At 63.6% G+C, this 26,528-nt stretch carries 20 protein-coding genes and 1 pseudogene; 17 read left to right on the top strand and 4 right to left on the bottom strand.

From position 1 onward, the window contains the following. Nucleotides 1–2: 2 nt before the first annotated feature. Genes ABIE20_RS03950 through edd form a run of 3 tightly spaced genes read right to left on the bottom strand, consistent with a single transcriptional unit; the run spans nt 3 to nt 3,519 of the window. Entirely contained in the window at nt 3–701 is a 699-nt protein-coding gene (locus tag ABIE20_RS03950; protein WP_429503020.1) for a response regulator, read from the bottom strand. A 41-nt stretch (nt 702–742) separates the two neighbouring features. Continuing rightward, nucleotides 743–1,696 carry a glucokinase gene (locus tag ABIE20_RS03945; protein WP_429502947.1) on the bottom strand — a complete coding sequence of 318 codons (954 nt, stop codon included), beginning with the start codon at nt 1,694–1,696 and terminating at the stop codon, nt 743–745. Then, entirely contained in the window at nt 1,693–3,519 is a 1,827-nt protein-coding gene (edd, locus tag ABIE20_RS03940; RefSeq protein ID WP_429502945.1) for a phosphogluconate dehydratase, read from the bottom strand. The genes ABIE20_RS03945 and edd overlap by 4 nt, the downstream gene beginning before the upstream one ends. 269 nt (nt 3,520–3,788) lie before the next feature. Between edd and gap the strand changes: the two genes are divergently transcribed. The 8 genes and pseudogenes from gap (at nt 3,789) to ABIE20_RS03900 (ending at nt 12,618) form a co-directional block, all read left to right on the top strand. Then, nucleotides 3,789–4,790: a type I glyceraldehyde-3-phosphate dehydrogenase gene (gap, locus tag ABIE20_RS03935; protein WP_429502943.1), complete on the top strand. Its 1,002-nt coding sequence runs from the start codon at nt 3,789–3,791 to the stop codon at nt 4,788–4,790. An 84-nt stretch (nt 4,791–4,874) separates the two neighbouring features. Beyond that, a complete protein-coding gene (locus tag ABIE20_RS03930; protein WP_429502941.1) occupies nt 4,875–5,387 on the top strand; it encodes an RNA polymerase sigma factor in 513 nt (170 codons plus the stop codon). A gap of 93 nt (nt 5,388–5,480) precedes the next feature. Beyond that, nucleotides 5,481–6,443: a FecR family protein gene (locus ABIE20_RS03925; protein WP_429502939.1), complete on the top strand. Its 963-nt coding sequence runs from the start codon at nt 5,481–5,483 to the stop codon at nt 6,441–6,443. Nucleotides 6,444–6,562: 119 nt separating this feature from the next. After that, nucleotides 6,563–9,157 (top strand): TonB-dependent receptor, encoded by a 2,595-nt coding sequence (locus ABIE20_RS03920; RefSeq protein WP_429502937.1) that lies wholly within the window; start codon nt 6,563–6,565, stop codon nt 9,155–9,157. 133 nt (nt 9,158–9,290) lie between these two features. Continuing rightward, entirely contained in the window at nt 9,291–9,905 is a 615-nt protein-coding gene (locus ABIE20_RS03915; RefSeq protein ID WP_093387105.1) for a biliverdin-producing heme oxygenase, read from the top strand. Nucleotides 9,906–9,965: 60 nt separating this feature from the next. Continuing rightward, nucleotides 9,966–10,391, top strand: coding sequence for a YbaN family protein (locus ABIE20_RS03910; RefSeq protein ID WP_429502935.1), 426 nt, complete (start codon nt 9,966–9,968; stop codon nt 10,389–10,391). A gap of 100 nt (nt 10,392–10,491) precedes the next feature. Next, nucleotides 10,492–11,760, top strand: a pseudogene (locus ABIE20_RS03905) (HAMP domain-containing protein); the annotation flags it as partial. A gap of 102 nt (nt 11,761–11,862) precedes the next feature. Beyond that, on the top strand, nt 11,863–12,618 hold the full coding sequence (locus ABIE20_RS03900; protein WP_371128687.1) for a methyl-accepting chemotaxis protein: 756 nt from the start codon (nt 11,863–11,865) through the stop codon (nt 12,616–12,618). 51 nt (nt 12,619–12,669) lie between these two features. Here ABIE20_RS03900 and arcD (ABIE20_RS03895) read toward each other — a convergent pair whose 3' ends face one another. After that, nucleotides 12,670–14,097: an arginine-ornithine antiporter gene (gene arcD / locus ABIE20_RS03895; RefSeq protein ID WP_429502933.1), complete on the bottom strand. Its 1,428-nt coding sequence runs from the start codon at nt 14,095–14,097 to the stop codon at nt 12,670–12,672. A 442-nt stretch (nt 14,098–14,539) separates the two neighbouring features. Between arcD (ABIE20_RS03895) and arcD (ABIE20_RS03890) the strand changes: the two genes are divergently transcribed. From arcD (ABIE20_RS03890) to ABIE20_RS03850, 9 genes are all read left to right on the top strand, one after another. Beyond that, nucleotides 14,540–15,967, top strand: a complete 1,428-nt coding sequence (arcD, locus tag ABIE20_RS03890; RefSeq protein WP_045196417.1) for an arginine-ornithine antiporter — start codon at nt 14,540–14,542, stop codon at nt 15,965–15,967. Between the two features lie 31 nt (nt 15,968–15,998). Next, the gene (gene arcA / locus ABIE20_RS03885) at nt 15,999–17,255 is read left to right on the top strand and encodes an arginine deiminase (RefSeq protein WP_045196415.1); all 1,257 of its coding nucleotides are present in this window, start codon (nt 15,999–16,001) and stop codon (nt 17,253–17,255) included. A 78-nt stretch (nt 17,256–17,333) separates the two neighbouring features. Next, nucleotides 17,334–18,344, top strand: coding sequence for an ornithine carbamoyltransferase (locus ABIE20_RS03880; protein ID WP_045196413.1), 1,011 nt, complete (start codon nt 17,334–17,336; stop codon nt 18,342–18,344). 148 nt (nt 18,345–18,492) lie between these two features. After that, nucleotides 18,493–19,422, top strand: coding sequence for a carbamate kinase (arcC, locus tag ABIE20_RS03875; RefSeq protein ID WP_429502930.1), 930 nt, complete (start codon nt 18,493–18,495; stop codon nt 19,420–19,422). Nucleotides 19,423–19,476: 54 nt separating this feature from the next. After that, nucleotides 19,477–19,842, top strand: a complete 366-nt coding sequence (locus ABIE20_RS03870) for a DUF5064 family protein (RefSeq protein WP_429502928.1) — start codon at nt 19,477–19,479, stop codon at nt 19,840–19,842. Between the two features lie 132 nt (nt 19,843–19,974). Further along, a complete protein-coding gene (locus ABIE20_RS03865; protein WP_429502926.1) occupies nt 19,975–21,483 on the top strand; it encodes a sigma-54-dependent transcriptional regulator in 1,509 nt (502 codons plus the stop codon). Between the two features lie 273 nt (nt 21,484–21,756). Continuing rightward, nucleotides 21,757–22,140: a glycine cleavage system protein GcvH gene (gene gcvH / locus ABIE20_RS03860; protein ID WP_429502924.1), complete on the top strand. Its 384-nt coding sequence runs from the start codon at nt 21,757–21,759 to the stop codon at nt 22,138–22,140. A gap of 9 nt (nt 22,141–22,149) precedes the next feature. Then, nucleotides 22,150–25,005, top strand: coding sequence for an aminomethyl-transferring glycine dehydrogenase (gcvP, locus tag ABIE20_RS03855; RefSeq protein ID WP_429502922.1), 2,856 nt, complete (start codon nt 22,150–22,152; stop codon nt 25,003–25,005). Between the two features lie 120 nt (nt 25,006–25,125). Then, on the top strand, nt 25,126–26,502 hold the full coding sequence (locus ABIE20_RS03850) for an L-serine ammonia-lyase (RefSeq protein ID WP_429502918.1): 1,377 nt from the start codon (nt 25,126–25,128) through the stop codon (nt 26,500–26,502). Nucleotides 26,503–26,528 lie beyond the last annotated feature (26 nt).

The raw sequence follows: 26,528 nt of genomic DNA, 5'->3' as shown, positions 1-26,528 counted from the left end.
CCTCAGTGCGCGGGCGCAACGCTGGCCGCCAGCAGGTAACCACTGCCGCGCACGGTACGAATCAAGCGTGGCGGCTTTTCGGTATCGCGCAGGCGCTGGCGCAGGCGGCTGACGGCCATGTCGACGATACGGTCCAGCGGCATCGGTTCGCGGCCACGGGTAGCGTTGCCGATGGTGTCGCGGTCGAGAATCTGTTGCGGGTGATCGAGGAACAGCTTGAGCAAGGCGAAGTCGGCGCCGGACAAAATCACCTCTTCACCGTCGCGGTGGAACAAGCGGTGGCTGATGGTATCCAGGCGCCAGTCATCGAAGGCCAGCACATCACTGCCATTGCGCTCCTGGCCAAAACCGGCACGGCGCAGCAGCGCCTTGATCCGCGCCTGCAGTTCGCGCGGGCTGAAGGGTTTGCCCAGGTAATCATCGGCACCCAGCTCCAGGCCGATGACCCGGTCGGCTTCGTCGGAGCTGGCGGTGAGCATGATGATCGGCACCTGCGCCAGGCGCGGATGCTGGCGCACCCAGCGACACAGGCTGAAGCCGTCTTCGTCGGGCAGCATCACGTCGAGGATCACCAGATCGCAGTCACTGGTGTCCAGGGCCTGGCGAAAACCACGGCCGTCGGCCACCGCCTGGACGCTGAAACCGGCGCGGCTCAGGTAGGTTTGCAGCAGTTCACGGATGTCCTGGTCGTCGTCGACCATCAGTATCGACTTGCTCACGAGTCACTCCTTGCTCCCGTACCTCAACCGGCTTGCTGCAGCGCCACGCCAGCCCCGAGCAAGCCGGAGAACTCGGCGGTCACCAACCATACCGGGACATCCTTGAAGTAGCCACTCATGCAGCCCTTGTCGGCAAAGCTGGCGCCAAAGCCGCTGGCCAAAAACAGCTCGGCAAAGCGCGGAATGATGCCGCCGACGATAAACACCCCGCCACGCGCGCCGAGGGTCAGGACGTTGTTGCCCGCCACCCGGCCGAGAAAACGGCAGAACTGCTCGATCACCGCCAGGGCAACCGGCTCGCCGGCCAGCGCCGCGTCGGTGATCGCTGCCGGATTTTGCAGCGGCGCAGGCAGGCCATCCAGGGCGCAGATGGCATGGTACAACCGCAACAAGCCGCCGCCGCTGAGCACAGTCTCGGCGCTGACATGGCCGATTTCATTTTCAATCTGCTGGCGGATCTGCGCCTCGCGGGCACTGCCCACCGGCAGGTCGACATGCCCGCCCTCGCCCGGCAGCGCCATCCAGCGCTCGTCACCCAGGCTTAGCAAAGTGCCGACGCCAAGGCCGGTGCCCGGGCCAATCACCAGCGCCGGGCGGCCAGCAGCTGCCGTGCCTTGGCAGACAGTGCGGTACTCGTCCGCCTGCAAGCGGGTCATGCCCAGGGCCATGGCGGTGAAGTCGTTGATCAGCAGCAACTGCTCGACCTGCAAGGTCTTGCAGAACGCCTCGCGGCTGAGGCGCCAATGGTTGTTGGTAAAGCGAAATTCATCGCCGTCGACCGGCCCGGCCACCGCCAGGCACACCGCGCCCAGCTCGCCGCGGGCCAGGCCCTGGTCGGCCAGATAAGCGCCGATGGCCTGTTCCGGGCTGGTGTAGTCGGCCGTGGCAAAAACCTGCACCGCGTGCATGCGGTTGTCTTCCCAAAGGGCAAAACGTGCATTGGTGCCGCCGATATCGCCGACCAGTGCGCGCTTCATTTGAGTGTCTCCAGCGCCGAGGTGAAGGCACTGGCGCCCTTCTCTGCCGGGCTCAGGGCGGTACGCAAGAAGCCGAATAGCTCGCGGCCGCAACCCAGGTCGTTGCCGGTCGGCGCCGCGGGCAGTTCACGATCGGCCAGCTGCGCTGCACTGAGCTTCACCGTCAGGGTGCCGGCGACGCCGTCGACACGGACGATATCGCCATCACGCAGGCGCGCCAGCGGGCCACCGTCGAAGGCTTCGGGGCAGACGTGAATGGCCGCGGGGATTTTCCCCGAAGCACCAGACATGCGCCCGTCGGTCACCAGCGCGACCTTGAAGCCACGGTCCTGCAGCACACCGAGGAACGGGGTCATCTTGTGCAGCTCGGGCATGCCGTTACAGCGCGGGCCCTGGAAACGCATCACGGCGACGAAATCACGCTCAAGCTGGCCGGCCTGGAAGGCATCGGCCAGCGCCTGCTGGTCATGGAACACCAGCGCCGGGGCTTCGACCACCTGATGCTCGGGGGCGACGGCGGACACTTTCATCACCCCGCGACCGAGGTTGCCTTCCATGACCCGCAGACCGCCTTCGGGCGAGAACGCCCGCGCCACCGGGCGCAGGATCGCTTCGTCGAGGCTGGCCTGCGGGCCTTCGCGCCAGACCAGTTTGCCGGCCTCAAGAAACGGCTCCTGGGTGTAGCGGCGCAGGCCGTGGCCCGCGACGGTGTTGACGTCTTCGTGAAGCAAACCGGCATCGAGCAGTTCGCGAATCAGGAAGGCCATGCCGCCGGCAGCCTGGAAGTGGTTGATGTCGGCCTTGCCGTTCGGATAGACGTGGGACAGGGTCGGCACCACTTCCGAAAGCTCGGCCATGTCCTGCCAGGTCAGCTGGATGCCAGCGGCCTGGGCAATCGCCGGCATGTGCAGGGTGTGGTTGGTCGAGCCGCCGGTGGCGTGCAGGGCCACGATGGAGTTGACCAGGGACTTCTCGTCGACAATCTCGCCCAGCGGCATGAAGCTGCCACTGGCCTTGGTCATGCGCGTGACCTGCTGCGCAGCCTCGACGGTCAGGGCATCGCGCAGTGGCGTGTACGGGTTGACGAAGGAGGCACCCGGCAGGTGCAGGCCCATCACTTCCATCAGCAGCTGGTTGGTGTTGGCGGTACCGTAGAAGGTGCAGGTGCCGGGGCTGTGGTAGGACTTCATCTCCGACTCCAGCAGCTCTTCGCGGCTGGCCTTGCCTTCGGCGTAACGCTGGCGGACGTCGGCTTTCTCCTTGTTGGAGATGCCCGACGGCATCGGCCCGCCGGGGACGAACACGGTCGGCAGGTGGCCGAAGCGCAGCGCGCCCATCAGCAGGCCGGGGACGATCTTGTCGCAGATGCCGAGCATCAGGGCGGCATCGAACATGTTGTGCGACAGGGCGATGGCGGTGGACATGGCAATCACTTCGCGGCTGGCAATGCCCAGTTCCATGCCCGGCTCACCCTGGGTGACGCCGTCGCACATGGCCGGCACGCCGCCGGCGAACTGGCCGACCGAGCCGATTTCGCGCAGCGCCTGCTTGATCTGTTCGGGGTAATGCTCGTAGGGCTGGTGCGCCGAGAGCATGTCGTTGTAGGCGGAGACGATAGCGACGTTGGCCGCGTTCATCATCCGCAGGCTGTCCTTGTCCTGGCTGCCGCAGCCGGCGACACCGTGAGCGAAGTTGGCGCATTGCAGCTTGGCGCGCATCGGCCCGTCGCTGGCGGCCCCGCGAATCAGCTCAAGGTAGCGTTCACGGGTGGGGCGACTGCGGGCGATCAGCCGTTGGGTGACCTCAAGAATGCGCGGATGCATGTACTGGACTCCAGGCTATCGGTGGTTGCGACCTCTGCGGCGGTTTCCCTTATCAACGATCGCGGCCTAGGCTCAAGGGCAGGGGCGATGCGTTGCGGGAGGAACGGCTTGGCCGATCGCTCGTTGTAGATTGAATAAAATATTGCCAGCAAAAAGGCTTGTTTTCTATTTTTTTACGAATAATCTTGTAATTCCAACAACAAAATCAGATGCAGTGAAGCAAAACTTCAATTGCCACGGGCTTCACCCGGTCTGCCAGAGGTAGCTCCATGACCCTTCGTATCGCAATCAATGGCTTTGGCCGCATCGGCCGCAACATCCTTCGCGCACTCTATACCCAAGGCTACCGTCAGGACCTGCAGGTCGTCGCCATCAACGACCTGGGCGACAGCGCGATCAATGCCCATCTGCTCAAATACGACAGCGTCCACGGCAGCTTTGCTGCCACCGTTGAATCCGATCACGAGAGTATTACCGTCAACGGCGACCGCATCGCCGTCAGCGCCATCCGCAACCCGGCGGAACTGCCGTGGAAAGCCGAAGCCATCGATGTGGTATTCGAATGCACCGGGTTGTTCACCGAACGCGCCAAGGCCGCCGCCCATCTTACTGCCGGGGCCGGTAAAGTCATTATCTCGGCGCCGGCCAAGGGCGCGGATGCCACCGTGGTGTACGGGGTCAACCATGACATCCTGCGCCCTTCGCACCAGATCATCTCCAGCGCTTCGTGCACCACCAACTGCCTGGCACCGCTGGCCCAGGTGCTGCACCGCGAGTTCGGTATCGAGCAGGGGCTGATGACCACCATCCACGCCTACACCAACGACCAGAGCCTCACCGACGTCTACCACAGCGACCCGTATCGCGCCCGCTCGGCAACCCAGTCGATGATCCCGAGCAAGACCGGCGCCGCCGAAGCCGTGGGCCTGGTGCTGCCGGAGCTGGCCGGCAAGCTCACCGGCATGGCCGTGCGGGTCCCGGTGATCAACGTGTCGCTGGTCGACCTGACCGTCAACCTTGAGCGCGAGGCCACGGCCGAGGCCGTCAACGCGCTGTTCAAGGAAGCCAGCCGGCATTCCAAGGTGCTGGGCTACAACAGCCTGCCGCTGGTGTCCTGCGACTTCAACCACAACCCGCTGTCGTCGATTTTTGACGCCAACCACACCCGCGCCAACGGGCGCATGCTCAAGGTGCTGGCCTGGTACGACAACGAGTGGGGCTTCTCCAACCGCATGCTGGATAACTGCCTGGCGCTGTGCAACGCCCGCTAGGATCATCCCTTGCGGGGAGGCAGTACTTGACCAAAGCGTTGATGATAAGCATTATCATTCGCCACGCCATGGTCGGGTACCGCTGTGAGTCAGTCCCAGTTCAACGCCGTTTTCCTCGCGCAGCGGGTCAGCCTGCTGCGCACCTTGCAGCGCATGGTAGATAACCCCAGCACTGCCGAAGACCTGTTGCAGGAGACTTACCTGCGGGTCACCCGCGCCCTTGGCGAACGGCCCATCGAGCATCTTGAACCCTTCGTGTTCCAGACCGCGCGCAACCTCGCCCTCGATCACCTGCGCGCGCGCCGGGCGCAGTCGCGCAACCTGGTGGAGGACGTGCCCGAGCAAGTCCTGCACAACGTCGCCGCACCCAGCAGCAGCGCCGAAGATGCCGCCCACGCCGAACAACTGCTCAGGCGCCTGAGCGTCAGCCTCGCCCAGTTGACCGAGCGCCAGCAACGCATTTTCATCCTCAGCCGCCTGCACGGCGCCAGCTATCTGGAAATCGCCGAACAGTTAAAAGTGTCGGCAAGCACGGTTCAGAAGGAACTGAAACTGATCATGGCCATCTGTGTAGGGGTAGCTGACCGGCTGAAGTAAACAGCCCGTCGTGGATCGCAGCTAAAACCTTGCCATCCCCATGGATACCCCGGATCATTCGCAAAAAGCGCCAGCCCCGCCAAGGACCCACCCGTGACCGACAGTCCCCCTCCTCGCCCCTCGCCGCCTGGCCAAGCCGCCAGTGATCAGGCCATGGACCAGGCCCTGGACTGGCTGATCCGCCTGCAATGCGCCAGCGCCGAAGACACCCAGGCCTTCGCAGCCTGGCTCGAGGCCGACCCGGCCAATGCCCGCGCCTATGTCGAAGCCGAAGCCATCTGGAACGGTGCACCGCTGCGTCAGGTGGCCGGGCAACTGCACCAGGTGCAACGGCGCAGCCTGCGCTCACGCATCCGCCCGCACTACAAGCCCCTGGCCGCAGCCGCCGTGCTGCTGGTGGGGATTTTCACCGTCGGCAACCTGCCGGTGCGCCTGCAGGCCGATCACCTGACCGTCGTCGGTGAACGCCAGCGCTTGCAATTGGACGACGGCTCCAAGGTGCTGCTCAACACCAATTCGGCCTTTGCCAGCGACCTGCGCGACAACCGCCAGGTCGCCCGGCTGCTGCAGGGCGAGGCCTATTTCGAGATACCCGCAGGCGCCCAGCCGCCCCTGGAACTGCAGGCCGGCCCGCTGCGCGCCAGCGTGCGCGACACCGACTTTGCCGTGCGCTACCTCAATGGCGAAGCCCAGGTGCGGGTGCAGCGCGGTGACGTCGACCTGCAGGCCAGCAGCGACCAGCGCATTCGCCTGTCGGCCGGCGACAGCATCAGCGTCGGCCCCAACGGTTTCGGCCAGCGCGGGCGCCTGGATGCGCAAAAAGACCTGGCCTGGGTCCAGGGCCGGCTGGTGTTCGAGAACTGCCCGTTGAGCCAGGTACTGGCCGAATTGCGCCGCTACTACCCCGGCTGGATCATCAACGGCAACCAACACCTGGAAAACGTCGCGGTCACCGGCAACTACCGCCTCGACCAGCCGCTGGAAACCCTGCGCGCCCTGGCCCACATCACCTCGGCGCAGCTGCACGAGTACCCGGCGCTGGTGATTCTCAACTGAGGCAAAAGTTTTTTTACGCGATCCCTGACGCTGTTACGTCTCGTTATAGCCAATGCAACTGATTCTTATTTTTGAATCAGCCAGCACCTATAACATTCGCGCGACAGGGAGCGCTTTCGATGTCCACTGGTTTCACTCGTCGATCTTCAGCCACTTCACGTACCCCCGGCCTGCAGCGCTGCACGCTCTCCCTGTTGACCCTGGCCATGCTCGCCAGCGGCGCCTGCAGCCTGCCGGCACTGGCCGCTGAGCCGGCCCAGGCAAGTGCCCCGCGCATGGGCGACTATCGCTTCGCTATCAGCCAGCAGCCGCTGGTGTCGGCGCTCAATGCCTTTACCACGGTCACCGGCTGGCAAGTGGGCTTCTCTGCTGAACTGGCCGAGGGCGTCGCCTCGCCGGGCGTGCACGGCTCGCTGAAACCTGAGGCCGCCCTGCAGCGCCTGCTGGCCGGCACCGGCCTGAGCTACCGCACCTTAAGCAGCGGCAACGTGGTGATCGAACGCAGCGCCGGCAAGGCCATCGCCCTGCAGCAGATCACCGTCAGCGCCACTCGCAGCGCCCAGGACATCAGCCAGGTGCCGAGCACCGTCAGCGTACAGACCCGCGAACAGCTCGACCGCCAGAACGTCAACAACATCAAGGAACTGGTACGTTACGAGCCTGGCGTTTCGGTCAGCGGCACCGGCCAGCGCAGCGGCCTGAACGGCTACAACATCCGCGGTATCGACGGCGAGCGGGTGCTGACCCAGATCGACGGCGTGTCGATCCCCGACAGCTTCTTCTTCGGCCCTTACGCCCAGACCCAGCGCAACTACGTCGACCCTGAAATCGTCAAGCACGTGGAGATCCTCCGTGGCCCGGCTTCGGTGCTGTACGGCAGCAACGCCATTGGCGGCGCGGTCAGCTACTTCACCCTCGACCCCGACGACATCATCAAGCCCGGCCAGGACGTCGGCGCACGCCTGAAGACCGGCTACAGCTCGGCAGACGAAAGCTGGCTGAACTCGGCCACCGTCGCCGGCCGCCAGGGCGAATTCGACGGCCTGCTGCACCTAAGCCAGCGCAACGGCCACGAAACCGAGTCCTACAGCAGCCACGGCGGCACGGGCCTGGCGCGCACCGCCGCCAACCCGGAAGATGTGCGCACCACCAACATCCTCGCCAAGGCCGGCTGGAACTACGCCGACGACGCGCGTTTGGCCTTCACCTATGAAAACTACAAGGACGACCGCGACCTCAAGCAGAAGAGCGCCGTGGGCGGGCCGTTCATTCCTGGCTTCGGCGCGATGAACTCGTACCGCGACCGCACCGGCAACGACACCGTGACCCGCGAGCGCTTCGGCATCAACCACGAGTTCGCCCTGGGCAGCGTGCTGGCCGACAACATGAAGTGGAGCCTGAACTACCAGATCGGCAAGACCGACCAGCGTACCGAAGAGCTCTACTTCGCTTCCGGCCGCCAGGTGTTCCGTGACCGCCAGACCACCTACAAGGACCGCCAGTGGGTGTTCGACGCCCAGTTGGACAAAGCCTTCAGCCTCGGCGCCACCGAGCACCTGCTGACCTACGGCACTACCCTCAAGCACCAGAAGGTCACCGGCTCGCGCAGCGGCACCGGCACCTGCCTGAACGTCGGCGGTACCTGCCGCTTCATCGGCCAGGTCAGCGCCAGTGACAGCCAGGCGCTGGTCAGTGACTTCCCTGATCCAACCGTCAACACCTACAGCCTCTTCGCCCAGGATGAGATCCGCTGGAACCAGTGGACCTTCCTGCCGGGCGCGCGCTACGACTACACCGAACTCAAGCCGCACATGACCGACGAGTTCCTCCGTGGCGTTGGCGCCAGCCCTACCGACCCGGTTGATGACGATGCGAAGAAATGGCACCGGGTCTCGCCCAAGTTCGGCCTGACCTACGCCTTCAACGACAACTACACCTGGTATGGCCAGTACGCCGAAGGCTTCCGCACGCCGACCGCCAAGGCGCTGTATGGCCGCTTCGAAAACCCGGGCCTGGGCTACAGCGTGCGCGGCAACTCCAACCTCGAACCGGAAAAGAGCAAGAGCTACGAGACCGGCCTGCGCGGCAACTTCGAAGCGGGTAACTTCGATGTCGCGGTGTTCTATAACAAGTACCGCGACTTCATCAACGAAGACGCCGTGCAGGGCAGCAACCTCGGCCAGACCTTCGAAGCCAACAACATCAAGCACGCCACCATCAAGGGCGCCGAATTCAAGGGCCGCCTGAACCTCGACGCCTTTGGTGCGCCGCACGGCCTCTACACCCAGGGCTCGCTGGCCTACGCCCATGGCCGCAACGACGACACCGGCCAGCCGCTCAACAGCGTCAACCCGCTGACCGCAGTGATGGGCCTGGGTTACGAGCAAGAGCAATACGGTGCGCTGCTGAGCTGGACCCTGGTCAAGCGCAAGGACCGCGTCGACGACACCACCTTCTTCGCCCCCGACGGCACCAGCAAGCAGTTCCGCACCCCGGGTTACGGCGTACTCGATTTGACCGGGTTCTACAAAGTCACCGATGACATCACCGTCAACGCCGGCCTCTACAACCTGACCGACAAGAAGTACTGGCAGTGGGATGACGTGCGCGGCTACGACGGCCTCGGTGAAGCGGCGGTAACCGCCCCCGCCAACCTCGACCGCCTGACCATGCCGGGCCGCAATTTCGCCATCAACCTGGTCTGGGACATCTGATCAGCCACCTGCAGGAGCGGGCTCGCCCCGCGACGGGCTGCCAACGCAGCCCCCTGCAGGTGAGGTTTTTTTACTGTCGCCCGTCTTCTCATTCGTCTAGTCATCAGGCACGCCCATTTCGCAAGGAATCACCATGACCGCCGCTACCACCGCCGAACGCGCCAGCCTGCGTTCGCAACGCTTGAACCAGCTGACCCACGCCCCGCACACCGAGCTGGACGCCCTGGTCAAATCCCACGCGCCGTTCGAGACCCGCGAGAGTTTCGCCCGCTTCGTGGTTGCCCAGTACCTGTTCCAGTCCGAGCTCAAGGCGCTGTACACCGACCCGGCACTGATCGCCATCGTCCCCGACCTGGCAGCACGCTGCCGCGCCGAACAGGCCGGCCTGGACCTGGCTGACCTGAACACCGAGATCCCCGCCGACTTCGCCGGCGCCCTGCAAAACCCCAGCCTGGGTGAAGCCATGGGCTGGATCTTCGTCTCCGAAGGTTCCAAGCTCGGCGCCGCCTTCCTGATCAAGCGTGCCGTCGGCCTGGGCCTGTCGGACAGCTTCGGTGCCCGTCACCTGGGCGAGCCGGCCGGTGGCCGCGCTGAAGGCTGGAAGCAGTTCACGCGCATCCTCGACGGCCTGGAATTGAGCGCCGAAGAAGAAGCCAAGGCCGAGCAAGGCGCCGTGGCCGCCTTCGAGCGTTTCACCGAGCTGCTCAAACACGCTTACGCAACTGCGCCTAAAGCCGAACTGGCCTGATGCGCCGTACCCGGTTACCCTCGTGGTAACCGGGCCTTGCCCGTGCACACCGACAAGCCCATGACCCGCCCAGCCGCTTCAAAACTCTCGCGCCTGCTCTTCGGCCTGCTGGCTTACGTAAGCCTGGGCATCGGCCTGGTGGCGATCGTGATTCCCGGCCTGCCCACCACCGAGTTCATCCTCCTCGCCGCCTGGGCCGCCACCCGCAGCTCGCCGCGCCTGAGCGCCTGGCTGGAAAACCACCGGCTGTTCGGGCCAATCCTCAGCAACTGGCGCAACGGCAAGGTGATCCAGCGCCGGGCCAAAGTCAGCGCCACCGTCAGCATGCTGCTGTGCGCTGGCCTGATGTTGGTGTTTCTCGAGCACCGCTGGCCGGTGTTTATGGCCATCGCCGGCATGACCCTGGGCAACCTGTGGATCTGGTCGCGGCCAGAAACCGCGCCCTTGAGCCTTTCCGACCGTTCATCGGCAAGCACTCATGGCTAACGCTATAAGGCCGATGAACTGTTATCGCTAAAAGGATGTAGCGAATCGAGCCCGCCCGTGGCTCGGTCCTCTACCGGCCTGCCTTTTAGCGAGTACGTCCATGCTCGACACGCTCTCGATCCGCCTGAAAATCGTCCTGCTCTCCGGCCTCTGCCTGCTTGGCGTGGTCGCACTCGTCGTCGGTATCAACCTGTATCAATCGCACCAGAGCGATGAACTGGTCGGCGACGCCAGCACCACCATGCTCACCCGCAATGTCCAGGCCCTGCTGCAAGCCCGCGCCGGCGAAAAGGCCGAGATGCTGCGGCGTACTTTCAGCGACAGCCAGACGGTCATCACCGCCCTCGCCGACCAGGTCCAGGACCTGCAGCAACTGGCCCGCGACCGCGGTCTGAGCGGCGGCGACCTGCGTGAAGCGATCAACCAGAGCCTGGCCACCAGCTTCAAACGCAACCCCGACGTGCTGGGCGTATGGCTGGCCTTCGAGCCCGACGGCCTGGACGGCGGCGACAGCGCCTTTGCCAATGACTCCAAGCGCCTGAGCAACGAGAGTGGCCGCTTTGCCAGCTACTGGAGCCGTGCCCAGGGTCAGGCCCTGAACACGGTGATCAGCGATGTCGACCTGAACAAGACCGAGATCAACCTCAGCGGCACGCCCTACAACGTCTGGTACACCTGCTCGCGCACTAGCGCGCGCTCCTGCCTGCTCGAGCCCTACTCCGACACCGTCGGCGGCAAGCAGATGCTGATGACCAGCATCACCATGCCGCTGCTGCACAACGGCAAGGTGATCGGCGTGGCCGGTGTGGATATTTCCCTCGATGCCCTGCAGTCGGCTGCCGCCAAGGCCCAGCAGGAGCTGTTCAATGGCGCCGGGCGCTTGATGATCGTCGCCCCCAGCGGCCTGCTGGCCGCCAACAGCAACGATGCCGGCAAGGTCGGCAAGGCCATCGACGAGGACGGCCAGCAGGCGCTGCAGAAGCTCGCTGCCAACCAGCCGCTGATCCTTGAGCAAGGCGAGACCATCCGCGCCGTCAACCCGGTGCAGCCGATTGCCGACAGCAAAACCTGGGGCATCCTTATCGACCTGCCCAAGCAGGTACTGCTGGCCGACGCCATCAGCCTCCAGGCAACCCTTGAAGACGCCCGTACCAGCGGCACCCTCAAGGTGGTGCTGTTCGCCACCCTGGCCGGCCTCGGCGGCCTGTTGCTGATGTGGCTGACCGCCACCGGCGTGACCCGCCCGCTCAACAGCGTGGCGAGCATGCTCGAAGACATCGCCAGCGGCGACGGCGACCTCACCCAACGCCTGCGTTATGCGCGCAAGGACGAACTGGGCCGGCTGACCGGCGGCTTCAACCGCTTCCTCGACAAACTGCAGCCGACCATCGCCCAGATCAAGCAGAGCATTACCCAGGCCCGGGCTACGGCTGATCAGTCCTCGGCAATTGCCCAGCGCACCAGCGAAGGCATGCAAGTGCAGTTTCGCGAGATCGACCAGGTGGCCACCGCCTCCAACGAAATGAGCGCCACCGCCCACGACGTCGCCAACAGCGCCGCCAGTGCCGCCGACGCCGCCCGCGGTGCCGACCGTTCGGCCAAGGACGGTATGGCGATCATCGAGCGCAGTACCCGCGACATCACCGTGCTCGCCGAACAGGTCAGCAAGGCCGTGGGCGAAGTGGAAACCCTGGCGCAGAACAGCGAGCAGATCGGCTCGGTGCTGGAAGTGATCCGCAGCATCGCCGAGCAGACCAACCTGCTGGCGCTCAACGCCGCGATCGAGGCCGCCCGTGCTGGCGAGAGCGGTCGCGGTTTTGCCGTGGTTGCCGACGAAGTACGCAACCTGGCGCGCCGTACCCAGGACTCGGTCGAAGAGATCCGCCAGGTGATCGAGCGCATCCAGAGCAACACCCGCGAGGTGGTCGCGACCATGCATTCGAGCCACGGCAAGGCCCAGGAAAACGCCGGGCAGATCCACCAGGCGGTGCAGGCGCTGGACAAGATCAGCGAGGCGGTCACGGTGATCAGCGACATGAACCTGCAGATCGCCAGCGCCGCCGAGCAGCAGAGTGCGGTGGCCGAAGAGGTCAACCGCAACGTCTCGGCGATCCGTGGTGTGACCGAAACCCTGACCGGCCAGGCCGCCGAATCTGCGCAGGTAAGCAGCCAACTCAACACCCTGTCGTCGCAGCAGATGGCCTTGATGGATCAGTTCAGGGTTTAATTGTGGGAGCCGGCCCTGCCGGCGTTGGGGTGCGTAGCACCCCAGGCCCGGCTACAGGCTCAACACCCCACTGTACAAGCCATAGGCCGCCAATCCCGCGCCCACCAGTACGGCGGCAAAGATCAGCTTCTCCCAGGTGGTAAACAGCGCCTGGCCCTGCTCATGTTTGGCCCGGGCAAACAGGATCACCCCCGGCGCGTACAGCAGCGCCGACAGCAGCAGGTACTTCAGCCCCCCCGCATACAGCAGCCAGATCGCGTAGATCAGCGCGATACCTGCAACCAGCAGGTCCTTGCGCCGCGCGCCCGGGTGCCCCTCATACGACTCGCCGCGCACCGCCAGCAACACGGCGTACGCCGCCGACCACAGGTACGGCACGAGGATCATCGACGACGCCAGGTAGATCAGGCTGGTGTAGGTCCCGGCGGAAAACAGGGTAATCAGCAGGAACAGCTGAATCATCACATTGGTCAGCCACAGGGCATTGGCCGGCACGTGGTTGGCGTTTTCCCTGGCCAGAAAGCGCGGCATGGTCTGGTCGCGGGCCGTGGCGAAAAGAATCTCGGCGCACAGCAGGGCCCAGGACAGCAACGCCCCCAGCAACGATACCGCCAGGCCGATGCTGATCAGCAAAGCGCCCCAGGGCCCGACGATATGCTCGAGTACCGACGCCAGTGACGGGTTCTGCAGCGCCGCCAGTTCTGGCTGGGTCATCACCCCCAGCGACAGCACGTTGACCAGCACCAGCAGCGCCAGCACGCCAATAAAGCCGATCACCGTGGCCTTGCCGACGTCCGAGCGCTTCGCCGCCCGGCCCGAGTAGACGCTGGCGCCCTCGATGCCGATAAACACGAACACCGTCACCAGCATCATGTTGCGCACCTGGTCGAGCACGCCGCCGAATTTCGGGTTGCTCAAGCCCCAGATATCCCGGGTAAAAATGTCGGCGCGAAAGGCCACCGCGGCGATGACGATGAACATCACCAGCGGCACGATCTTCGCCACGGTGGTCACCTGGTTGATGAACGCCGCTTCCTTGATGCCGCGCAGCACCAGAAAATGCACCGCCCACAACAGCAGCGAGGCGCAGGCGATGGCGATCGGCGTATTGCCCTCGCCAAAAACCGGAAAGTAGAAGCCCAGGGTGCTGAACAGCAACACGAAGTAGCCGACATTACCCAGCCAGGCGCTGATCCAGTAGCCCCAGGCCGAAGAAAAACCCATGTACTCGCCAAAGCCGGCCTTGGCATAGGCGTACACCCCGGAGTCGAGCGCAGGCTTGCGGTTGGCCAGGGTCTGGAAGACGAAGGCCAGGGCCAGCATGCCCACCGCCGTGATCCCCCAACCGATCAGCACGGCACCGACATCGGCACGCGCAGCCATGTTTTGCGGCAACGAGAAAATCCCGCCACCAATCATCGAGCCGACCACCAAGGCGATCAACGCTCCCAGGCGTAGTTTCTGTCCAGGTTCGGACATGCAGATCCCCTTCTGTCTCGTGTTTGTAACGCCAGAGGTACACCCTGAGTTAAATATAAGCCCAGAGTAAGCGTCCATATATATTAAACCACTAAGCGTTCCCTGCTCATAACTAGCGTGTCTATGCCTGGCGAACTAAACGGTGAGTTTTGTGCACAATTTCCGCTTCTTCAAGCTAATAAGATAATTTCTCAGGAAAAATTTGCGATTTGCCCAAAACGGACTAGCTTCAATTCTCGCAGCCCCGCAAGAGCGATTGCTCTAAAACGCCATGGAGGTGCCAGTGGACAAGGCTTGCAGCACTGTGGTCGGCACACTCCAGGAGGCTGTTTCAGTCACTGATTTGCAATGGAATGTCCTCATGAACTGACCTGAATCAGCTAATGACTTCGCCGCTGGATTTATTCTAGCGTCATCTCTTCTCCTGGTACGGAGTTATTCAATGTCAGACGCTCCCGGAAAACTACGACTCGGTGCGCTGGTTGCACTTGTTGTCGGCTCGATGATCGGCGGCGGGATCTTTTCGCTGCCGCAAAACATGGCCGCAAGTGCTGATGTAGGCGCTGTTCTGATCGGCTGGGGCATCACCGCCATCGGCATGCTGACCCTGGCTTTCGTGTTCCAGACCCTGGCCAATCGCAAACCTGACCTGGACGGCGGTGTGTACGCCTACGCCAAGGCCGGCTTCGGCGATTACATGGGCTTTTCTTCAGCCTGGGGCTACTGGATCAGTGCCTGGCTCGGCAACGTCGGCTACTTCGTGTTGCTGTTCAGTACCCTCGGCTACTTCTTCCCGATCTTTGGCGAAGGCAATACCCCGGCGGCGGTGATTGGCGCCTCGGTGCTGCTCTGGGCCGTGCACTTTCTGGTGCTGCGCGGGATCAAGGAAGCGGCGTTCATCAACCTGGTCACCACCGTGGCCAAGGTCGTGCCGCTGGCGCTGTTCGTGCTGATCGCCCTGTTCGCCTTCAAGCTGGATATCTTCACCGCTGATATCTGGGGCTCGATGAACCCGGACCTGGGCAGCGTGATGAACCAGGTGCGCAACATGATGCTGGTCACCGTCTGGGTGTTCATCGGCATCGAGGGCGCGAGCATCTTTTCGGCCCGGGCAGAAAAACGCTCGGACGTCGGCAAGGCCACGGTCATCGGCTTCATCACCGTGCTGCTGTTCCTGGTGCTGGTCAACGTGCTGTCGCTGGGCATCATGACCCAACCGGAGCTGGCCAAGCTGCAGAACCCGTCGATGGCCGCCGTGCTCGAGCACGTGGTCGGTCACTGGGGCGCGGTGCTGATCAGCGTCGGCCTGATCATCTCGCTGCTCGGGGCCCTGCTGTCGTGGGTGCTGCTGTGCGCCGAGATCATGTTCGCCGCCGCCAAAGACCACACCATGCCGGAGTTCCTGCGCCGCGAGAACGCCAACCACGTGCCGGCCAACGCCCTGTGGCTGACCAACGCCATGGTGCAGATCTTCCTGGTCATCACCCTGTTCTCGGCCAGTACCTACCTGTCGCTGATCTACCTCGCCACCTCGATGATCCTGGTGCCTTACCTGTGGTCGGCAGCCTATGCCTTCCTGCTCGCGGTACGCAGCGAAACCTACGAACAGGCCCTGGCCGAACGCAAGAAAGACCTGGTCATCGGCGCCATCGCCCTGCTCTACGCGGTCTGGCTGCTGTATGCCGGCGGCGTCAAATACCTGCTGCTCTCGGCCTTGCTCTATGCCCCTGGCGTGATCCTGTTCGCCAAGGCCAAGCGCGAGGTCGGCCAACCGATTTTTACCAACGTGGAGAAGCTGATCTTCGCCGCCGTAGTCATTGGCGCCCTGGTGGCTGCCTATGGCCTGTACGACGGTTTCCTGACTCTGTAACCCCGTTTTCGCAACTTGGAGGAAATGAACCATGTCCACGGATAAAGTTAAGTACGGCGTACATTCCGAAGCCGGCAAACTGCGCAAAGTGATGGTCTGCTCCCCTGGCCTTGCGCACCAGCGCCTGACCCCGAGCAACTGCGACGAACTGCTGTTCGATGACGTTATCTGGGTCAACCAGGCCAAACGCGACCACTTCGACTTCGTCACCAAAATGCGTGAGCGCGGCATCGAAGTGCTGGAAATGCACAACCTGCTGACCGAGACCATCCAGAACCCCGAAGCGCTGAAATGGATCCTCGACCGCAAGATCACCCCGGACACCGTCGGTGTCGGCCTGACCAACGAAGTGCGCAGCTGGCTCGAAGGCCTGGAGCCGCGCAAACTGGCCGAATTCCTGATCGGCGGCGTGGCCGGTGAAGACCTGCCGGAAAGCGAAGGCGCCGGCGTGATCAAGATGTACCGCGACTACCTGGGCCACTCAAGCTTCCTGCTCGACCCGCTGCCCAACACCCAGTTCACTCGCGACACCACCTGCTGGATCTACGGCGGCGTGACCCTCAACCCGATGTACTGGCCGGCGCGACGTCAGGAAACCCTGCTGACCACCGCCATCTACAAGTTCCACCCCGAGTTCACCGCGGCCGACTTTGAAATCTGGTACGGCGATCCGGACCAGGATCACGGCAAGGCTACCCTGGAAGGCGGCGACGTCATGCCGATCGGCAATGGCGTGGTCCTGATCGGCATGGGCGAGCGCACCTCGCGCCAGGCCATCGGCCAACTGGCGCAATCGCTGTTTGCCAAAGGCGCGGTCGAAAAAGTCGTGGTCGCCGGCCTGCCGAAATCCCGTGCAGCGATGCACCTGGACACCGTGTTCAGCTTCTGCGACCGCGACCTGGTCACGGTCTTCCCGGAAGTGGTCAAGGAAATCGTCCCGTTCGTCATTCGCCCGGACAGCAGCAAGCCATACGGCCTGGACGTGCGCCGCGAGAACAAGACCTTCCTCGACGTAGTCGCCGAATCGCTGAACCTGAAAAAACTGCGCGTGGTCGAGACCGGTGGCAACAGCTTCGCCGCCGAACGCGAGCAATGGGACGACGGCAACAACGTGGTGGCGGTTGAGCCTGGCGTGGTCATCGGCTACGACCGCAACACCTACACCAACACCCTGCTGCGCAAGGCAGGCGTCGAAGTCATCACCATCAGCGCCGGCGAACTGGGCCGTGGCCGCGGCGGCGGTCACTGCATGACCTGCCCGATCGTGCGCGACCCTATCGACTATTAATCGACCATCAACCGCCTGCACCTACAGGTGCAGGCGGGCCGATCACCGCTTTCCGTTCACACGAACAGGAGAAACATCATGGCGTTCAACATCCACAACCGTAACCTGCTGAGCCTGGAACACCACACCCCTCGCGAGTTGCGCTACCTGCTGGACCTGTCCCGCGACCTGAAACGTGCCAAATACACCGGCACCGAGCAGCAGCACCTCAAAGGCAACAACATCGCGCTGATCTTCGAGAAAACCTCGACCCGCACCCGTTGCGCCTTCGAAGTGGCTGCCTACGACCAGGGCGCCAACGTCACCTACATCGACCCGAACTCGTCGCAGATCGGCCACAAGGAAAGCATGAAGGACACCGCCCGGGTACTCGGGCGCATGTATGACGCCATCGAGTACCGTGGCTTCAAGCAGGAAATCGTCGAAGAACTGGCCAAGTTCGCCGGCGTCCCTGTGTTCAACGGCCTGACCGACGAATACCACCCGACCCAGATGATCGCCGACGTGCTGACCATGCGTGAGCACGCCGACAAGCCGATCCACGAGATCAGCTACGCCTACCTGGGCGACGCGCGCAACAACATGGGCAACTCGCTGCTGCTGGTCGGCTCCAAGCTCGGCATGGACGTGCGCATCTGCGCGCCGAAAGCCCTGTGGCCGCACGACGACCTGGTCGCTCGCTGCAAAAAATACGCGGAAGAAAGCGGCGCGCGCATCACCCTGACTGAAGACCCGAAAGCCGCGGTCAAGGGCGTTGACTTCATTCACACCGACGTCTGGGTATCGATGGGCGAGCCAGTTGAAGCCTGGGGCGAACGCATCCAGCAACTGCTGCCGTACCAGGTCAACGCCGAGCTGATGAAAGCCACCGGCAACCCGCGCACCAAGTTCATGCATTGCCTGCCGGCGTTCCACAACTCCGACACCAAGGTCGGCAAACAGATCGCCGAGCAGTACCCGAACCTGGCCAACGGTATCGAAGTAACCGACGACGTGTTCGAGTCGCCAGCCTGCATCGCCTTCGAGCAAGCGGAAAACCGCATGCACACCATCAAGGCGATCCTGGTGTCGACCCTGGCTGACCTGTAATCCATTCAGGGAGCGAACCTTCGCTCCTGTGGGAGCCGGCCTTGCCGGCGATGGTATCGGCGCAGTACCCGTTACTGCGCGGTGCCTGAATCGCTGGCAAAGCCAGCTCCCACAAGAGCTTCGCTGCCAACGCTAAAAGGACATCATCATGCGTATCGTTGTTGCATTGGGCGGCAACGCCCTGCTGCGCCGTGGCGAACCCATGACTGCAGACAATCAGCGCGCCAATATCCGCATCGCCGCCGAGCAGATTGCCAAGATCCATCCGGGCAACGAGCTGGTCATCGCCCACGGCAATGGCCCGCAAGTCGGCCTGCTGTCGTTGCAGGCGCAATCCTACAAGCCCGACGAAGCCTACCCGCTGGACGTGCTCGGTGCCGAAACCGAAGGCATGATCGGCTACATCATCGAACAGGAGCTGGGCAACCTGCTGGACTTCGAGGTGCCGTTCGCCACCCTCCTGACCCAGGTCGAGGTGGATGCCAACGACCCGGCCTTCAAGGACCCGACCAAGTTCATCGGCCCGGTCTACAGCAAGGAAGACGCTGAGCGCCTGGCCAAGGAGAAAGGCTGGGTGGTCAAGGCCGATGGCGACAAATACCGCCGTGTGGTCGCCAGCCCGAAACCCAAGCGCATCTTCGAGATCCGCCCGATCAAGTGGCTGCTGGAAAAGAGCAGCATCGTCATCTGCGCTGGCGGTGGCGGCATCCCGACCATGTATGACGCCGATCGCAAGCTCAAGGGCATCGAGGCGGTGATCGACAAGGACCTGTGCTCGGCGCTGCTGGCCGAACAGCTCGAAGCCGACCTGCTGGTGATCGCCACCGACGTCAACGCGGCGTTTATCGACTATGGCAAGCCGAGCCAGAAGGCGATTGCCCAGGCGCACCCGGACGAGCTCGAACGCCTCGGCTTTGCCGCAGGCTCCATGGGCCCGAAAGTCCAGGCCGCTTGCGACTTTGCGCGCAACACCGGCAAAGTAGCGGTAATCGGTTCGCTGGCCGACATCGAGGATATCGTCAAGGGTACGGCCGGTACCCGGGTTTCCACCGCCAAGCCGGGAATCAGCTACCGTTGAATGCAGTTGGCGGGCCCAGGGCCCGCCGTTTTCACCTTTGCGGAGGATTCCATCATGGCCCAGTTCAAACCCGGTCACGTGCATATCGAGCGCACTGCGCTGAACAAGGCTGATCACAGTTACGACCTGAATATCGAGTACGCAGCAGTCCGGGAAGCCAACAAACACGGCATTGATTTCCACATGCATGGGAGCATCGAAGGCAAGACCGTGGAGGAAAAGTTCTTCCTGAGCAAAGAAGAGGTACTGCCGAGCTTCCTGAGTGTTGCCACGCGCAGGGCGCAGAGCTACATGCCATCGCCCAAGAAATTCGAGAGCCTGGGCTCAACGCACAAGATCTACGACCTGATGTTCGAGGACATTCGCGAGAAGCTGGAGGTGAAGTCGGGGGACCCGGTCAATCCCGAGCACTTCGAATAGCCCTACCGGCCTCATCGCCGGTTCCCACAGAGACTCGGCTTCCCACTGTGGGAGCCGGCGTTGCCGGCGATTCGACCGCACAGCGGTCGCAAGGCATACTTGGCCTCTTCGGCCGCCTTGAACCCCTCCCCCATGCGCATCCACGTCAGTTTCATCGACCGCGTCGGTATCACCCAGGAAGTGCTGGCCCTGCTCGGCGCCCGCAACCTCAACCTGGACGCCGTGGAGATGGTGCCGCCGAACGTCTACATCGACGCCCCGACCCTCAGCCCCCACGTGCTCGAAGAGCTGCATGACGCGCTGTTCAACGTGCAGGGCGTACAAACAGTACAAGTGGTCGACATCCTCCCCGGCCAGCGCCGCCACCTGCAACTCGACGCCCTGCTCGCGGCCATGAGCGATCCGGTACTGGCCCTGGACAGCGCCGGTCACGTGCTGCTGGCCAACCCGGCGCTGGTGGCGCTGTGCGGGCAGGAGCCGTCCGACCGTTCGGTGGCCGACCTGTTTGGCGACCCGGGCTTGCTCGAAGCGCTGATCGAACAGGGCTTTCACCTGCCCCTGCGCGAAGTGACCCTCAACGGCCAGACCCTGCTACTCGATGCTACGCCAATCACCAACGCCGGCGCCCTGCTGACCCTGTACCAGCCCAACCGCATCGGCGAGCGGCTGTCGGCACTGCACCATGATCACGCCGAGGGCTTCGATGCACTGCTGGGTGACTCACCGCCAATCCGCACCCTCAAGGCCCGCGCCCTGCGCGTGGCGGCCCTGGATGCGCCGCTGCTGATCCACGGTGAAACTGGTACCGGCAAGGAGTTGGTAGCGCGCGCCTGTCATGCCATCAGCAGCCGCCACAGTGCGCCCTTTCTGGCCCTCAACTGCGCGGCGCTGCCAGAGAACCTGGCCGAAAGCGAGCTGTTCGGTTACGCCCCCGGCGCCTTTACCGGCGCACAACGCGGCGGCAAGCCAGGGTTAATGGAGCTGGCCAACCAGGGTACGGTGTTCCTCGACGAGATCGGCGAAATGTCGCCGTACCTGCAGGCCAAGCTCCTGCGTTTTCTCAACGACGGCAGCTTTCGCCGGGTCGGCGGTGATCGCGAGGTCAAGGTCAATGTACGGATCCTCAGCGCCACCCACCGCGACCTGGAAAAAATGGTCGCCGAAGGCACCTTTCGCGAAGACCTGTTCTACCGCCTGAACGTGCTCAACCTGCAGGTGCCGCCGCTGCGCGAGCGCGGCCAGGACATCCTCCTGCTGGCGCGCTACTTCATGCAGCAGGCCTGCACCCAGATCCAGCGCCCGCTGTGTCGCCTGGCCCCGGCCACTTACCCGGCGCTGCTGGGCAACCGCTGGCCGGGCAACGTGCGTCAGTTGCAGAACGTGATCTTCCGCGCCGCCGCCATCAGCGAAAGCAGCCTGGTGGACATCGGCGACCTGGATATCGCCGGCACCTCGGTGGCCCGTGGGCATGACGCTGAAGTCGATAGCCTGGAACAGGCCGTGGAGGACTTCGAACGCAACCTGCTGAGCAAGCTTTACAGTAGCTACCCCTCGACTCGCCAGCTCGCCAGCCGCCTGCAAACCTCGCACACCGCCATTGCCCATCGCCTGCGCAAGTACGGTATTCCCGCCAAGCCCTGATCAGTGTACTGAAATCGCTACATCGTAATGATATCGATACAGAACAGTTTCAGGGCCACAGCGCAAGGTTCTGATCCACTTGAGCTTTTTTTCCTGCCTTTGGGTGTATCGATTTCGATACAGTGATTGCATCAACTTTGCCTGAAAAACATTTAAGCCATTGTTTTGTAACGATATTTTATAGATGGCCGCAATATTGCTATGTCATTACTCATCACTGGGCTCACCTGAGCCACGCCCACAGCCGTCCCCTGCGGCCCTTGAGGAGTTTCCATGAGCGAGTTGCGTTTTACCGAAGATCACGAATGGCTGCGTAGCGAAGCTGACGGCAGTGTTACTGTCGGGATTACCGCCTTTGCCCAGAACGCCCTGGGCGATGTGGTCTACGTGCAACTGCCGGAGCTGCAACGCTACGAGCAAGGCGCCGAAGCGTCGACCGTCGAATCGGTGAAGGCCGCCAGCGGTGTATACATGCCCCTGACCGGCGAAGTGGTGGCGGTCAACGATCAACTCAACGATAGCCCCGAGCTGGTCAACGAAGACCCGCTGGGTGAAGGCTGGTTCTTCCGTTTCATTCCGGCCGACGCCGACGCCGTCGCGCAACTGCTCGATCAGGACGCCTACGACCGCCTGATCCAAGCCAACGCTCAAGCCTGAGGACCTGCCATGACCATCAACCTCGGCACTGCCAACGAATTTATCGCCCGCCACATCGGCCCACGCCAGCACGACGAGCAACACATGCTCGCCACCCTTGGCTTCGACTCGCTGGAGGCCATGAGCGCCGCAGTCATCCCCGACAGCATCAAGGGCACCAGCGTCCTTGAACTGGGCGCCGGGCAAAGCGAAGCGCAGGCCCTGGCCTCGCTCAAGGCCATCGCCGGCAACAACCAGCTGTTCAAGAGTTTCATCGGCCAGGGTTATTACAACTGCCACACCCCGGCGCCGATCCTGCGCAACCTGCTGGAGAATCCGGCCTGGTACACCGCCTATACCCCGTACCAGCCAGAGATTTCCCAAGGCCGCCTGGAAGCGCTGCTGAATTTCCAGACCCTGATCAGCGACCTCACCGGCCTGCCGATCGCCAACGCATCCTTGCTCGACGAAGCCACCGCCGCTGCCGAAGCCATGACCTTCTGCAAGCGCCTGAGCAAGAACAAGGCGAGCCACGCCTTCTTCGCTTCCGTGCATTGCCACCCGCAGACCCTCGACGTGCTGCGTACCCGTGCCGAGCCGCTGGGTATCGAAGTGGTCGTTGGCGATGAGCGCGAACTGAGCGATGTCAGCGCCTTCTTCGGCGCCCTGCTGCAATACCCGGCCAGCAGCGGTGAAGTCTTCGACTACCGCGAGCTGGTCGAACGCTTCCACGCGGCCAATGCCCTGGTGGCCGTGGCTGCCGACCTGCTGGCCCTGACCTTGCTGACCCCGCCGGGCGAATTCGGTGCCGACGTGGCCATCGGCAGCGCCCAGCGCTTCGGCGTGCCGCTGGGCTTCGGTGGCCCGCATGCGGCCTACTTCTCGACCCGCGACGCGTTCAAGCGCGACATGCCCGGCCGCCTGGTCGGCGTATCGATCGACCGCTTCGGCAAGACTGCCCTGCGCCTGGCCATGCAAACCCGCGAGCAACACATCCGCCGCGAGAAAGCCACCAGCAACATCTGCACCGCTCAGGTACTGCTGGCCAACATCGCCAGCATGTACGCCGTGTACCACGGCCCGCAGGGCCTGAAGCAGATCGCCGAGCGTACCCACGCGCTGACCGCGATCCTCAAGGCCGGCCTGCAACAGTTGGGTGTTCAGGTCGAGGTCGAACACTTCTTCGACACCCTGACCCTGGCTACCGGCAGCGGCACCGCCGCCCTGCACGACCAGGCCCGCGCCCAGCGTCTGAACCTGCGCCAGATCGACGCCCAGCGCCTGGGCCTGTCGCTGGATGAAACCAGCAACCAGGCCGACGTCGAAGCGCTGTGGCAGCTGTTTGCCGCTGGCAAGGCCACCCCGGACTTCGCCGCCCTCGCTGCCAGCGTTCAAGCGCAACTGCCGCGCGCCCTGCTGCGCCAGTCGGCGATCCTCGAGCACCCGGTGTTCAACCGCTACCACAGCGAAACCGAGCTGATGCGCTACCTGCGTCGCCTGGCCGACAAGGACCTGGCCCTGGACCGCACCATGATCCCTCTGGGCTCGTGCACCATGAAGCTCAACGCCGCCAGCGAAATGATCCCGGTGACCTGGGCCGAGTTCGGCAACCTGCACCCGTTCGCACCAGCCGAGCAGAGCCAGGGTTACCAGCAACTGACCAGCGAGCTGGAAGCCATGCTCTGCGCAGCCACCGGCTACGATGCCGTTTCGCTGCAGCCCAACGCCGGCTCCCAGGGTGAATACGCAGGCCTGCTGGCCATCCGCGCCTACCACCAGAGCCGTGGCGAAGCACGCCGCGACATCTGTCTGATCCCATCCTCGGCCCACGGCACCAACCCGGCCACCGCGCACATGGCCGGTATGCGCGTGGTGGTCACCGCCTGCGATGCCCGCGGCAACGTTGACATCGACGACCTGCGCGCCAAGGCCATCGAACACCGCGAGCACCTTGCCGCGCTGATGATCACCTACCCCTCGACCCACGGCGTGTTCGAAGAAGCCATCGGCGAAATCTGCGCGATCATCCATGACAACGGCGGCCAGGTGTACATCGACGGCGCCAACATGAACGCCATGGTCGGACTCTGCGCCCCGGGCAAGTTCGGCGGCGATGTCTCGCACCTGAACCTGCACAAGACCTTCTGCATCCCTCACGGCGGTGGCGGCCCGGGCGTCGGCCCGATCGGCGTCAAATCGCACCTGGCGCCGTTCCTGCCTGGCCATGCGCACATGGACAACAAGCAGGGCGCGGTCTGCGCCGCACCGTTCGGCAGCGCCAGCATCCTGCCGATCACCTGGATGTACATCCGCATGATGGGTGGCGCCGGGCTCAAGCGCGCGTCGCAGATGGCGATCCTCAACGCCAACTACATCGCCCGCCGCCTGGAAGAGCACTATCCTGTGTTGTACACCGGCAGCAATGGCCTGGTGGCGCACGAGTGCATTCTCGATTTGCGTCCGATCAAGGACAGCAGCGGCATCAGCGTCGATGACGTGGCCAAGCGCCTGATCGACTTCGGCTTCCATGCCCCGACCATGTCGTTCCCGGTGGCCGGCACGCTGATGATCGAACCGACCGAAAGCGAGTCTAAAGAAGAACTGGACCGCTTCTGCGAGGCGATGATCCGTATCCGCGAAGAAATTCGCGCGGTCGAAAGCGGCAGCCTGGACAAGGACGACAACCCGCTGAAGAACGCCCCGCACACCGCCGCCGAAATCGCCGGTGAGTGGAGCCACCCGTACAGCCGCGAGCAGGCGGTTTATCCGCTGGCGGCGCTGGTCGAAGGCAAGTACTGGCCGCCGGTCGGCCGCGTCGACAACGTGTTCGGCGACCGCAACCTGGTCTGTGCCTGCCCGTCGATCGAGAGCTATCAGGACGTCTGAGTACGAGCTGATGGCCTCATCGCTGGCAACGCCAGCTCCCACAGGTTCTGATAACAGCAAAGAACCCTGTGGGAGCCGGCCTTGCCGGCGATGCTATCCCCAAATTACGAGGGTACGACCATGTCACTAAGCGTCTTCGACCTGTTCAAGATCGGCATCGGCCCCTCCAGTTCCCATACCGTCGGCCCCATGCGTGCCGCCGCACGCTTTGCCGAAGGGCTGCGCCGCGACGACCTGCTCACTGCCACGGTTTGCGTCAAGGCAGAACTCTACGGCTCGCTCGGCGCCACCGGCAAAGGCCACGGCAGCGACAAGGCCGTGCTCCTTGGCCTTGAAGGCGAACACCCGGACAGCGTCGATACTGAAAGCATCCCCGCACGCCTGCAGGCCATTCGCAGCAGCGGCCGGCTCAACCTGCTCGGCGAGCATGTCATCGACTTCGTCGAAAAACAGCACCTGGCGATGATCCGCAAGCCCCTGGCCTTCCACCCCAACGGCATGATCTTCCGAGCCTTTGACGCCGCCGGCTTGCAGATTCGCAGCCGCGAGTATTACTCGGTAGGCGGTGGTTTCGTGGTCGACGAGGACGCGGCTGGCGCCGATCGCATCGTCGAAGACAGCACCGTGCTGCCCTACCCGTTCAAGACCGCCAAGGAGCTGCTCGGCCATTGCACCGCGCAGAACCTGTCGATCAGTCAGATCATGCTGGCCAACGAGGCGGCCTGGCGCCCGGAAAGTGAAACCCGCAGCGGCCTGCTGCGCATCTGGCAGGTCATGCAGGATTGCGTGTCCGCCGGTTGCCGTAACGAGGGCATCCTGCCTGGAGGGCTCAAGGTCAAGCGCCGCGCCGCCGCGTTGTACCGCCAGCTCTGCAGCAACCCGGAAGCGAGCCTGCGCGACGCGTTGTCGGTGCTCGACTGGGTCAACCTGTATGCCCTGGCCGTCAACGAAGAAAACGCCTTCGGCGGGCGCGTAGTTACTGCGCCGACCAATGGCGCCGCCGGTATCGTCCCTGCAGTGCTGCACTACTACATGCGCTTTATCCCGGGCGCCAATGACGATGGCGTAGTGCGCTTTCTGCTGACTGCCGCCGCCATCGGCATCCTCTATAAAGAAAACGCCTCGATCTCCGGTGCCGAAGTCGGTTGCCAGGGCGAGGTTGGCGTTGCCTGTTCGATGGCCGCCGGTGCCCTGTGCGAGGTCATGGGCGGCAGTGTGCAGCAGGTCGAGAACGCCGCCGAAATTGGCATGGAACACAACCTGGGCCTGACCTGCGACCCGATTGGCGGGTTGGTCCAGGTGCCCTGCATCGAGCGTAACGCCATGGGCTCGGTCAAGGCCATCAATGCTGTGCGCATGGCCCTGCGCGGTGACGGGCAGCACTTCGTCTCGCTGGATAAAGTCATCCGCACCATGCGCCAGACCGGCGCCGACATGAAAAGCAAATACAAGGAGACCGCCCGCGGCGGTCTGGCCGTCAACATCATCGAATGCTGACACCCTCTCAAGCCCCAAGGAGTCAT

Source organism: Pseudomonas sp. 2835 (assembly GCF_050435905.1).
In the GTDB taxonomy this organism is placed as follows: Bacteria; Pseudomonadota; Gammaproteobacteria; order Pseudomonadales; family Pseudomonadaceae; genus Aquipseudomonas.
Note: the sequence above shows the minus strand (reverse complement) of the source record. Positions and strands in the feature narration are given on the sequence as shown.

Coding starts and splice junctions, on each gene's coding strand:
- ABIE20_RS03910 (WP_429502935.1), top strand. CDS start 9,966: ATGACCCGCCCAGCCGCTTCAAAACTCTCGCGCCTGCTCTTCGGCCTG.
- ABIE20_RS03870 (WP_429502928.1), top strand. CDS start 19,477: ATGGCCCAGTTCAAACCCGGTCACGTGCATATCGAGCGCACTGCGCTG.
- gcvH (WP_429502924.1), top strand. CDS start 21,757: ATGAGCGAGTTGCGTTTTACCGAAGATCACGAATGGCTGCGTAGCGAA.
- ABIE20_RS03950 (WP_429503020.1), bottom strand. CDS start 701: ATGGTCGACGACGACCAGGACATCCGTGAACTGCTGCAAACCTACCTG.
- arcA (WP_045196415.1), top strand. CDS start 15,999: ATGTCCACGGATAAAGTTAAGTACGGCGTACATTCCGAAGCCGGCAAA.
- ABIE20_RS03945 (WP_429502947.1), bottom strand. CDS start 1,696: ATGAAGCGCGCACTGGTCGGCGATATCGGCGGCACCAATGCACGTTTT.
- edd (WP_429502945.1), bottom strand. CDS start 3,519: ATGCATCCGCGCATTCTTGAGGTCACCCAACGGCTGATCGCCCGCAGT.
- arcD (WP_045196417.1), top strand. CDS start 14,540: ATGTCAGACGCTCCCGGAAAACTACGACTCGGTGCGCTGGTTGCACTT.
- gap (WP_429502943.1), top strand. CDS start 3,789: ATGACCCTTCGTATCGCAATCAATGGCTTTGGCCGCATCGGCCGCAAC.
- ABIE20_RS03920 (WP_429502937.1), top strand. CDS start 6,563: ATGTCCACTGGTTTCACTCGTCGATCTTCAGCCACTTCACGTACCCCC.
- ABIE20_RS03900 (WP_371128687.1), top strand. CDS start 11,863: ATGCAAGTGCAGTTTCGCGAGATCGACCAGGTGGCCACCGCCTCCAAC.
- ABIE20_RS03865 (WP_429502926.1), top strand. CDS start 19,975: ATGCGCATCCACGTCAGTTTCATCGACCGCGTCGGTATCACCCAGGAA.
- ABIE20_RS03850 (WP_429502918.1), top strand. CDS start 25,126: ATGTCACTAAGCGTCTTCGACCTGTTCAAGATCGGCATCGGCCCCTCC.
- arcC (WP_429502930.1), top strand. CDS start 18,493: ATGCGTATCGTTGTTGCATTGGGCGGCAACGCCCTGCTGCGCCGTGGC.
- arcD (WP_429502933.1), bottom strand. CDS start 14,097: ATGTCCGAACCTGGACAGAAACTACGCCTGGGAGCGTTGATCGCCTTG.
- gcvP (WP_429502922.1), top strand. CDS start 22,150: ATGACCATCAACCTCGGCACTGCCAACGAATTTATCGCCCGCCACATC.
- ABIE20_RS03915 (WP_093387105.1), top strand. CDS start 9,291: ATGACCGCCGCTACCACCGCCGAACGCGCCAGCCTGCGTTCGCAACGC.
- ABIE20_RS03880 (WP_045196413.1), top strand. CDS start 17,334: ATGGCGTTCAACATCCACAACCGTAACCTGCTGAGCCTGGAACACCAC.